At 69.6% G+C, this 10093-nt stretch carries 10 protein-coding genes and 2 pseudogenes; 5 read left to right on the forward strand and 7 right to left on the reverse strand.

Annotated features, from left to right (window positions below):
* Positions 1 to 27: 27 nt before the first annotated feature.
* From MKK65_RS06020 to MKK65_RS06035, 4 genes are read right to left on the reverse strand one after another with little or no spacing between them, the layout of a single operon-like run.
* Positions 28 to 906, reverse strand: a complete 879-nt coding sequence (locus tag MKK65_RS06020; protein WP_147842679.1) for a hypothetical protein — start codon at positions 904 to 906, stop codon at positions 28 to 30.
* Positions 906 to 1409 carry a hypothetical protein gene (locus MKK65_RS06025; RefSeq protein WP_147842680.1) on the reverse strand — a complete coding sequence of 168 codons (504 nt, stop codon included), beginning with the start codon at positions 1407 to 1409 and terminating at the stop codon, positions 906 to 908. Before MKK65_RS06025 ends, MKK65_RS06020 begins: the two co-directional genes overlap by 1 nt.
* 5 nt (positions 1410 to 1414) lie before the next feature.
* Entirely contained in the window at positions 1415 to 1573 is a 159-nt protein-coding gene (locus tag MKK65_RS06030; RefSeq protein WP_187274963.1) for a hypothetical protein, read from the reverse strand.
* Between the two features lie 8 nt (positions 1574 to 1581).
* On the reverse strand, positions 1582 to 2100 hold the full coding sequence (locus MKK65_RS06035; RefSeq protein ID WP_243924974.1) for a GcrA family cell cycle regulator: 519 nt from the start codon (positions 2098 to 2100) through the stop codon (positions 1582 to 1584).
* Between the two features lie 125 nt (positions 2101 to 2225).
* Here MKK65_RS06035 and MKK65_RS06040 point away from each other — a divergent pair, with 125 nt between their 5' ends.
* Positions 2226 to 3104, forward strand: coding sequence for a hypothetical protein (locus MKK65_RS06040; RefSeq protein WP_147842682.1), 879 nt, complete (start codon positions 2226 to 2228; stop codon positions 3102 to 3104).
* A gap of 56 nt (positions 3105 to 3160) precedes the next feature.
* On the forward strand, positions 3161 to 3847 hold the full coding sequence (locus MKK65_RS06045; RefSeq protein WP_147842683.1) for a hypothetical protein: 687 nt from the start codon (positions 3161 to 3163) through the stop codon (positions 3845 to 3847).
* Positions 3848 to 3922: 75 nt separating this feature from the next.
* Here the strand turns inward: MKK65_RS06045 and MKK65_RS06050 are convergent, their stop codons facing one another.
* Complete coding sequence (locus MKK65_RS06050; RefSeq protein WP_056250418.1) at positions 3923 to 4258, reverse strand: hypothetical protein; 336 nt, start codon at positions 4256 to 4258, stop codon at positions 3923 to 3925.
* A 308-nt stretch (positions 4259 to 4566) separates the two neighbouring features.
* Here MKK65_RS06050 and MKK65_RS06055 point away from each other — a divergent pair, with 308 nt between their 5' ends.
* Positions 4567 to 4902 (forward strand): hypothetical protein, encoded by a 336-nt coding sequence (locus MKK65_RS06055; RefSeq protein WP_056250420.1) that lies wholly within the window; start codon positions 4567 to 4569, stop codon positions 4900 to 4902.
* A gap of 107 nt (positions 4903 to 5009) precedes the next feature.
* Here the strand turns inward: MKK65_RS06055 and MKK65_RS06060 are convergent, their stop codons facing one another.
* On the reverse strand, positions 5010 to 5255 hold the full coding sequence (locus MKK65_RS06060) for a hypothetical protein (RefSeq protein WP_147840812.1): 246 nt from the start codon (positions 5253 to 5255) through the stop codon (positions 5010 to 5012).
* Between the two features lie 187 nt (positions 5256 to 5442).
* On the opposite strand from MKK65_RS06060, the pseudogene MKK65_RS06065 reads away from it, so the two are divergent.
* Both MKK65_RS06065 and MKK65_RS06070 read left to right on the forward strand, forming a co-directional pair.
* Positions 5443 to 6513: pseudogene (locus MKK65_RS06065) on the forward strand (IS630 family transposase).
* A gap of 245 nt (positions 6514 to 6758) precedes the next feature.
* On the forward strand, positions 6759 to 9365 hold the full coding sequence (locus MKK65_RS06070; RefSeq protein WP_147840813.1) for an AAA family ATPase: 2607 nt from the start codon (positions 6759 to 6761) through the stop codon (positions 9363 to 9365).
* A 229-nt stretch (positions 9366 to 9594) separates the two neighbouring features.
* On the opposite strand, the pseudogene MKK65_RS31495 reads toward MKK65_RS06070, so the two are convergent.
* A pseudogene (locus MKK65_RS31495) lies at positions 9595 to 10004 on the reverse strand (SDR family oxidoreductase).
* Positions 10005 to 10093: the final 89 nt, after the last annotated feature.

Below are 10093 nucleotides of genomic sequence, written 5' to 3' on the forward strand. Positions count from 1 at the left end.
GGCGCGTGCCCGGGAGGATCCGGCGCCTCACCACGCGAGGCTACCGAGGGCATCGGCATCGTCGGAGGGGGGCGGTTTGGGCCCCGCCGCCTCGACCGCGGCCACCCGGCGGCGGATCACCCGGAGCCAGTGCAAGCACGTCGCGACGTCGAACCCGGCGTGGCGGTGGTGCGCCGCGAGCGTCGGGACCGCCGCGTCGACCCGCGCCGTGCGGAACTCGGGCGGCAACGCGCCGATCCTGACGAGGGCGTGCCCCACGAGGGCGTCCGGATCGAGCACCAGCAGCTTGCGCAGAAGGGGCTCAACAGCGGCGTCGAGTTCCAAGTACGACCGGGCAACCCGCCCGCGTGGCCGCGCCGACCTCAGCGCCGCCGCGACCGCCTCCGCTTCGCGCACCTCGGCCTCGTACGCGTGCCGCGCGGCCTGCTGGACCGGCGGGAGCCCGCGGACCTGGATGTAGTGGGTCCGCCCGTCGTCGTCGCGGAACTTGATCCACGTCTGCTCGTGTGTCAGCAGGCGCCACATGCGCTGCCCCTCGGGCCCCGTCTCGGCCGCCAGCATGTCGACACGCAGGCCGTAGCGGACGATGACCCCCGCATCGCGCCAGGGCGTCTCCGGGTCGCGGGGGATCACGAGGGCCCGACGTCCCTCCCTGATCCTGGGGAGGTCCTCCACGATCCGATCGATGCCGAGCACGTCCACCGGCTCGCCGTCCCCGTAGACCCCGTAGAGCCAGAGGACGTCCTCGCAGACGGCGACCATCTGAGCGTAGGCACCGGCCTCGCCCAGCGGCGTACCTGCCTCAAGGCCCTCGTCGAACGCCCCCTCGTAGCGCCTCGTCCGGAGCTCCTCGATCTGGCGCACCAGCTCGTCGAGACCGGAACCGGTCAGGATCCCGCCCGCCATCAGATGACCTCCCCGACACAGGCGTTCTCGACGCGCGTCCACGCGCCGTCGACGTAGTGGAAGGCGCGCCTGTCCTCGCCCTCGGGATCCCACCCACGCACGTGGGGCTCGGGGCCCCCGTCCACTCTCAGGACGACGACGCCCCCATCGAACAGGCGCACGCGCGTGACCAGGACCTCGCCGTCCCGGCGCACCGAGAGAACCGCCGAGACGAACGTCGGCACGTCGGCCGGCAGGCTCCTCGCGATCGCGGCCTCGACGATGGCTACGTCGCGGGGCCGCCGGCGCCCGACGCCCGCGTCGTCGATGAGGGCCGTCAGGCGGGCGCACGGCGGCAGGGGGGCCGCCTCCCGGATCAGGGGGACCGGCGGCGTCCAGTCGGCCGGCCGGGTGAGCTCCTGCAGCGCGATCTGGCGCCACATCGGATCGCGGACCATCGGGCCAGGATCCGGGACGTAATCCCAGAGGGTCATGAACTCGTCGGCGGGGGGCTGCTCGGGCACGGGGATCACTCCGGCTTGGCGAGGTCGGTGAGCAGCGCCTCGACGTGGGCGCGGTGCTCGGCGGCGAGGCGGTCCGGATCGAGGTGCGGGGGCAGCGCCTCGTCCTCGTCGTCCGGCTCCATCACCTGGTGGTTGTGCTGAAGGTCGATGGCACGGTCGCTCATGCGGCTCATCAGGCGGCCTTCCGGAAAGCGGGGACGTAGGCGGCCTCGCGCGACCTCGGCGCGACGGTCCGGTGCGCCGGGCAGTAGGGCGAGCCGAGATCGGCCGGGTGCCCGCAGGCCGTCGGGTCCAGACGGGGATCGCCGGCGATCCAGCGGCAGACCCCGTCTCGGACGTCGAGGATCGAGACGCGGCGGGACTCCGGCAGGAGAACGTCCGATGCGGCCGGGCGGGGCGCGGGCTTCGGCGGGGGCGGCGGCGCCTTAACCACGAGGGCCTTCGGGGCCTTCCGCGGGCCCTCGTGGGGCTTACGTGCAAGGGGGGTCCTGCTGGCCCCGGGGCCCTGGAAGCTGACGTTCTCGCGCCGCATCCGGCCGATGACCGAGCTGTGGCTACGGGCGATGCCCTCGGCGGCGAGCGTGGCCGAGATGGAGCGGGCGGACACGCCGGCGAGCCACAGCGCTTTGACGCGCTCGACCAGGTCGGGCGACCAAGTGTGGGGATGGAGGGGCATGGGGGTACGAGGCACCGGGGGTCTCCTAGCGAACGCAGATCAACATGCAGCCAATGCACCAGCTTTGTCAACAAGACTATTGGCCGGGCTTATTTCGGAGCATAATCTTGCGTTAACCATTTCCCCTGTGGACACGCCCCATGCCCCGGTTGACCGCTCCCCCGCTCGATTTCGACGGCTTCCCTTGGCGCCACGTCGGCGAGCGCCTCCGCTACGGCCACGCCATGGCGCTCTTCGTCATGGACGAGGCCCCGCAGACCTTCTCGGACGCCTACCGAGCCGAGCGCGGCTTGATGGTCGCGGCGGTCTTCTCCTGGACGGACCGCGCCGGCACCCCGAACCTGCTGCCGTGCTGGTGGGGGATCTCGGCCGAGGACGTGGACGTCCCGGCGCTCAGGGCGGCGGCCGACGCCGCAATCGCTAAGGCCCGCGCCGCCCGTGACGAGGCCAACGCTCGGGCCGAGGAACGCCGGCTCGCCGCGCAGGCTCGCGTCGACGAGATGGCGGGACCGATTCGCGAGCGGCTTCAGGCGCTCGTCGGGGCGGCACCCTGGCAGTTCGGCCGGTCCCTGACGGAGGCGGCCGAGACCGCGCACCGGGCCGAATGGGGGCCCTACGATCTTGAGCGTGCGGAGCGCTGGCTGTCCAACGCCGAGGCCAACCGCGTCCGCGCGGAGCAGAGGATCGGGCGCCCGGCGATGCCGCACTTCTACGCCCGGTCAGAGGACCCGGCGGTGCGCGCTGCGACCCTGGAGGGGCTGCGCTACCTCGCCTCCCTCGACGAGGACTGGGCCGCCATCCAGAACGGCGAGGGTTTCAGCCAGACCACGACCTGGAGCGGTCACGTCCTCGCCGAGCGCGAGGTCCTCGACCGGGGCGAGGCCGCCCACGGGCTCGCGCTGATCTATCAGCACAGGCTGCAGCTGCCCGACGAGCTCTGCGAGCGCGCCCTCGGCGAGGCCCCGGTGCGCCGAGGCCGGCGCCGCCTCCCAGCTGGCGACTTGCTAGCCCCGGCCTGACGATACCCTCGCCCCTGTCTCTCCGTCTCCCTCAGTTCAACTTAGGCAGTCCCGCAATGATCGACCTCAAGAAAATCCTGGCCTTCATCGCCGCTCTCATCGCCGCCATTTTTGGCGACGCCCGCGAGGCCGCCGTGTCCCTGTACGGGGACGTGAAGCGCGTCGCCGGCGTCGCGAAGGCCGCGGTCGACCGCACCGCTACCGCCGTCGGAGCCGGCCTGGAGGGCCCGGCTCGGGGGCTGGATCTCACGGCTTCCGGGATCGGCGGTGTCCTCGGGGCCCTGCTGCCCCGTCCGGCCGTCCACGCGTCCGACGTCGCCGAGGTCGCCCTGGCCAACGACAACCGCGCCGCGGCCGGCCCGCGCCCGGTCGCGCTTGGCCTCGGAGAGCTCGTTATCGCGCACAACCGAGCCGCAATGGACCCGACTGGCCGCTCCGGCAGGGATCTCGCCCCGCTCCCGCGGGACGTCGCATCCTGGCTCGCCGGCCTCGACACTGGCGCCCGGTGCAATCTGGCATTCGTGCCCGCGTTCCGCGTCGAGCAGCATCTCCGCGCCGAGTCCCTCTCGGAGATCCATGGGGGCCTGCCCCTGATGCCGTCCCTTCAGGCGCGCCTTGATGCCGAGGCCCCGAAGCCTCGCCCCGGCGAGTACGACGCAGACGACAAGAGGGTCATTGAGGAGGCCTACAGGCTCCTGGAGACCCCCGAGGCCCACGCCCGCGTCGCCGCCTGCCGCATGTGACGTGTCAGCGACCGAACGACGAAGGGCCCGCCGGTCATCCCGGCGGGCCCTTCGCATGTCTGGGGGGGCTTGAGGCTAGACGAGGCCCTGGCGCCGGGCGGCGGCGACGACCGCGCGCTCGGCCCGCTCGGCCCGGGCCTCGGCCGCCGCGGCGCGCTGCAGGGCGGCCCCGAGGAGGAGGCGGAGCTCGGCGGCCTCAGCGGCAAGGGCATCGGCCTCGGCCTCGACCGCGACGGCATCCCGGCGGGCTTGCCCGAGGCGGCCGGCGAGGCGCGAGACGGCGTGCCGGTCCGTGTCCTGCCGAGCGCGCAGGCCGTCGAAGGCACCCTGGATCGCGGAGTGCCCGAGAGCCAGGCCCTGGCCAACGCGGATGCTGCTGTCGATCGCGAAGCTGCGGGTCTGGTGCGACATGGGCGTCTCTCCTGGCGGGGCGGATCTCACCGCCCAATTCGCGCCTGGGCGGGACTCCCCGTCAACCCGGTGCCACGTGGATCCACATGGGATGGTGAACACCCCGTTTCCGGGGGGGCTGCAGCATGCGTCCTGAACGGATCGCGATTTCGCTCTTGATGAATCGCCGATCATGCAGACTGAAACGCCCAAAAATATGCTGAGGAAATGCTGAGCTCAGCACGACGTGCGCACGAGGGAGTGCCGAGCGAGTGCCGATGCCGTGACATGTCATGGTGCCTTGCACCTCGTCACGGCATCCTACGCCCATGACCGCACCCCGCACCTCATCCTCGGCCGCCCGTGCACGCGAGGCAAACCGCGCCGTCAAGGCGGCCTCCCGCGCCCGGGCGGCGGAGGCGGGCGCGCCCGACCCGGCGACGCTCGACCGCGCGATCGCTGACGGGCTGGCGGTCGTCATCGCAGGCGCGCCCAAGGGGTACCGCCTCGCGAGCCCGATCGACGCGGGAAGGGTTCTGCTGGCGGCGGCCGCCGCGCTCAAGGCCCGCACGGAACGGGCCATCGCGGCCGGAAAGCCGGCGGTCGTCTACCGGCGCGAGGCCGTCGCGACCGCCCTCGCGGCCCGCCTCGGACTGGATCCCTGAGGTCCGGGAGTTCGCAATTCCCGCGTTACACCGGATAGGAGTAACGGGGGGAGGAGATGGCCTGGTCGAAAACACTCGACTGACGCGACGCCCCTTCGGAGGGGTTCTCAGCCCTTGGAGCGCGGCTTCAGCGTCACTTCGAGATCGCAGCCCATCGCGTCGGCCACGGAGCAGAGCCGGGCCCAATGCCAGCCCGCCAGGTGCCCTGCCCTGAGCTCCGTCCGGACGTGGCTGTCCTTCATCCCCTCGGGGTAGCTGAGGCGGCAAGGCTTGGCGGATGGGGCGGCCGGCTTCACCCGCTCGCAGAAGGCCTCGATGGTGCCGGCGTGGGAGACTGCGATCTGCTGGGCCACCCCGTCGCGGGCCCGATCGGCGATCGCCGCGCCCCGGGCGGCGTCGTAGCGCTCGATGATGCGGTCGCTCCGGATGCCGAGGAGGCGGTCAGTGGCTAAATGGCCCGGGCGGCTTGGGCGCGGGCGACCTAGTGCACTGACGCGATCAGAGGATTCACGTGGTGGGTGACGTGTGCGAGTCTGTGCGATGGCTCAGACCGTTTGCGTGCTCCTCGATGACACCGCCCAGTCACAGCTGACCGAGATCGCCGGGGATCGATCACGGCCCCTCAAACACATCCTGCGGGCCCGTATCGTTCTGCTCTCGGCCGAGCGTCTCAACGTACAGGACGTGGCCCGGCAGGCCGGTGTCAGTCGGCCCGCCGTCTGACGCTGGCAGCAGCGCTTTGCTGAGGAGGGCGTCGAAGGCTTGCTGCGCGACAGGACCCGCCCGCCAGGCATCCCACCCCATCCGACCCGAACGGTGGCCAAGGTGCTGGCGCTGACCTGCTCGGAGCCCCCCGGCGAGGTGACCCACTGGACCGGGCGCGCCGTCGCCCAGCAGACCGGGATCTCGTTGCGCTCCGTGCAGCGGATCTGGCAGGCGCATCGCCTGCAACCGCATCGGGTTCGCACCTTCAAACGATCCCACGATCCGGCCTTTGCCGAGAAGGTCGAGGATGTGGTCGGCCTCTACATGGATCCGCCCGCCCATGCGGTCGTGCTCTCCATCGACGAGAAGAGCCAGATCCAGGCCCTGGAGCGCACCCGTCCCGACCAGCCGCTCGGACCAGGGCATCCCGCCGCCCAGACCCATGACTACAGCCGTCACGGCACCACAACCCTGTTCGCCGCCTTGAACGTCTTGGAGGGCACCGTGCTCGGCCGCTGCATGCAGCGCCATCGCCATGGCGAGTTCATCCGCTTCCTGAACGCGGTCGAGGCCGCCGTGCCGGCGGGCAAGGTGATCCACGCGGTGCTCGACAACTACGGCAGCCACAAGCACCCGAAGGTCCGCGCCTGGCTCGCCCGCCATCCGCGATGGACTTTCCACTTCACCCCGACATAGGCCTCATGGCTCAACGCCGTCGAGGGCTTCTTCTCCGCCCTCACACGCCGCCGGTTGCGACGCGGGACCTTCACCGGACTCGTCGACCTGCAGGCGGCCATCAAACGCTACATCGTCGAGCACAACCAAAGGCCCAGACCCTTCGTCTGGACCAAACCCGCCGCTGCCATCTTCGACGCTCTCAACCGAACCCTTGAACCATCCGTCTGAGTCAGTGCACTAGTCGACGGAGCTTGAGTAGCATGGCGCTCCACCAAGAAGGCCATTGACGCTCTATTGCCACGCAAGAAGATAGAGATGCGCTTGAGCCACGGGAACTTCTCCAACAAAGTGGACAAGGCCTACAGGCGGCGTCCCGAGGACTGACGGGTCGGAGCCAGCGACGCCGCCGGCGCCCCTTACGGATCCGAGGGTTCTGCTGCTAAGCTCGAACCCGTGCGGGGGAACGAGTCTCGATGGCGGCGACGGGTTCGGTCTTCGAGATCATCCTGCAATGGTCGAGGAATAAGCCTGACTGGCAGCGGGACGCCCTACGTCGCATAGTGGCCAAGCGCACCCTCGACGCCGACGATCACCAAGAGCTTGCACTGCTCTGCAAGAGGGGATGTGGCTTTCCCGGTATCGAGGTGACACCGTCGCCCTTGGGCGCCGAGCATGTTCCGTCCATGGCCACCGCCGGTGAGAAGGTAGCGCTGACCTCGATCAGGGATGTCATGGGCGTCAATCGGCTCGCTCCCGGCCAGGAACTCTCGTTTGAACCCGATGGAATTACGATCGTCTACGGCGACAACGGGGTAGGAAAATCCGGGTATGCCCGCATCCTGAAGCGGGCGTGCCGGGCACGTTCCCCCGGCGAGATCCTGCCGAATGCCTTCGGCGGCGGTGCCGATGCGGGATCCGCCACGATCGGATGCGTCGTATCGGGCGATCCGATCGCGCCGCTGGCCTGGACCGACGCGGGCTCTCCCCACGCCATCCTTTCCAGCGTCAGCGTCTTCGACCGCGAATGCGGAATGGTCCATGTGCGCGAGAGGAACGAGGTCGCGTTCCGTCCGTTCGGGCTCGACATCCCCGATGAGCTCGCCGGTGTCTGCCAAGCGATCCGCACGGCGCTGACGGCGGAACAGGGGGCGCTTGAGCAGGCGCGGGATTCGGCGTTCACGGAACCCGCGTTCGGGTCTGGGACCCGGGTCGGGCGGCTTCTCGGCGCGCTCGCTCCGGGTACCGACCTCGGACCCCTGGAAAAGCTGTCGAACCTGTCAGCGGAGGAGCGCGCAAGGCTTCGCCGGCTTGAGGAGGACCTGGCCCGCGACCTGGTCCGGGCCTCAGGGGAGCAGCGCGAGCTGGCCCGGGCCGTACGCCGCCTCTCCGAGGAGCTTGATAGGGTCTTCGGGGCGGTGTCGGATGCGGAGCTCGCGCAGCTTGCGGCGCTCGCCGGGACCGCCCGCTCCAAACGCTCCGCCGCCTCGCTCGCGGCCGAACGCGCCTTCGGCGGAAGCGCCCTGAAGGGGGTCGGGGAGGCGACCTGGCGAGCCCTATGGGACGCGGCGCGGCATTACTCGGAGCATGTCGCCTACGAGGGGCACGACTTCCCGCGGACGGACGCGGAAGCGGTCTGCGTGCTCTGCCACCAGCCGATCTCCGAAGGGACCGGGGATCTGAAGCTGACCTTTGAGGAGTTTGTGAAGGCCGACAGCGAGCGCGAGGCGCGGAAGGCCGAGGTCGCCTACGAGGAAGCCCTGGGGAAGCTGTCGGGTCTGTCGCTGCGGATGTCCGGGTTTCCGCTGCGCCGCCAGCTGTCGGTGACCCATCCAGATGTCGCCGCCGCGATCCTGCGCGGGCTGGCGACCGTCCGGCTTCGGCGATGGATCTGCACGCGGGCACTCGCCGACCGCGGGGCGGGTCCAATGCCCGTGGTTGCGGCCGGCATCATCGGCACGCTGACGACTCTTGCGGATGATACGCAGGCCTATGCCAAGGAGCTTCTGACGGCGGTCGATCCCGCCGGTCGGGTACGGCTGGTTGCGGAACGGGACGAGTTGCGTGACCGCGCACTCTTGGAGGCACTGCTGCCGAAGGCGAGGATCGAGGTGGCACGGCTGAGCGAGCTGGCGGGTTTGAAGGACTGCCTGTCCGAGATGGCGACGAATGCCATCACGACGCTCGGCAACACGATCGCCGACAAGGTCATCACGCCGAAGGTCCGCGATCGCTTTCAGGAAGAAATCCAGAAGCTGGCCGCCCACAGGGTGAGGGTCGACATCGTCCGTTCGGGCGGCAGGTACGGCTCCCCGCAGTACCAGGTCCGGCTGTTCGCCAACGAGAGGGCGAAGGTCGGCGAGATCCTGAGCGAGGGCGAGCAGACCTGCGTGGCCCTGGCCGCCTTCCTGACCGAGCTCGCTACCGCGGCTCATGGATCGACGCTGGTCTTCGACGATCCGGTCTCCTCGCTGGACCATCGGTGGCGGCGCAAGGTCGCCGAGCGGCTGGTCGAGGAAGGGGGCGTCCGGCAGATTATCGTCTTCACGCATGACCTCGTCTTCCTGAACGACCTGCATGCGCTGTCAATCGACGGCAGGATCCCGGTCTCCCTGATCTCGCTCACCCACACCTCTGCCGGCGCGGGCGTCGTGAACCAGGGACTGCCCTGGATCGGGGCTAAGGTCCGGGAGCGCCTCGACGCTCTTGAGAAGGACGCACGGGCGGCCAAGGTCCTCTACGACGACAATCGGGATGATGAGTACGGGGCTGCGGCCTCCCACTTCTTCAGCAGGTTACGAAGCACGTGGGAACGGGCCCTTGAGGAGGTGGCCTTCAACTGCGTCATCCAAAGGCACCGCGACTACATCAGCACCAAGGACCTGAGAAAGGTGGCGAGCCTGACCGTTGCCAACGTCGAGGATTTCGCCGCCGGCTTCAAACGGTGCTGCGATCAGACGGAAGCCCACGATCCATCTCCCGGGCGGAACGCTGCTCCCCTGCGCCCAGACGAACTGCTCAAGGCCGTCGGGGACCTGAGGGCCTGGGTGGACCAGCTTCGTGAGCAGCAAAAGGGCGTTTGACGGCCTTCTGTCATCGTCGCCTACCGCAGTAGGTGCCGCGGCCACCTGGTTGAGATCGACGGCGCCCTCCGCCGCGGCAGCCTGGCCCTGCTAGCCCCCGACACCATGCAAGGCCCCTTTCTAATGATCGCCGAGCGGATCCCCGACGCGCTGACCACCTCGACCTTCGAGCGGGATGCCGACCGGAACATCGCAGGCCGCGACGAGCCCTGATGCGCCTTAACGGTTTTCACCTATCAATCGGATTTGGAGGTACGGGCCCCGGCCTACCGCCGATAGGCATCGTGCCAGGAGTGGTCGTCCCACCATCGACGAGAAGGGTGTCGCCGACGATGTAGTCGGACAGGTCGCAGGCTAGGAACGCGATGGCTGAGGCGATGTCCTCGACCCGTCCGATGCGACCATACGGGATCTGCGACACCGCACTGCGCAGATTTTTACCCTGCATCTGGCCCGCGTTAATGCCGGTCCTCACGGCGCCGGGTCGATGGCGTTCACGCGCAACCCGCGCGGGGCGAATTCCTGGGCGAGGGTGCACATCAGCGTCGTCGTGCCGCCCTTCGAGGCCGCGTAATTAACGTGATCGCCCCACGGGATGCAGTCGTGTGACCTGAAGGCTCCCGACGCGATGGGAACCAGCGTCGTCGGCTGACTTCCCGGCTATTGAGCCAGCCCCGGCTTCTGTTCACTTCCGGCCGTTTGTAGTTCGCGCCGATCAGTGTAACAGG

The sequence above is a fragment of the Methylobacterium sp. J-001 genome, assembly GCF_022829565.1.
Lineage (GTDB): Bacteria > Pseudomonadota > Alphaproteobacteria > Rhizobiales > Beijerinckiaceae > Methylobacterium.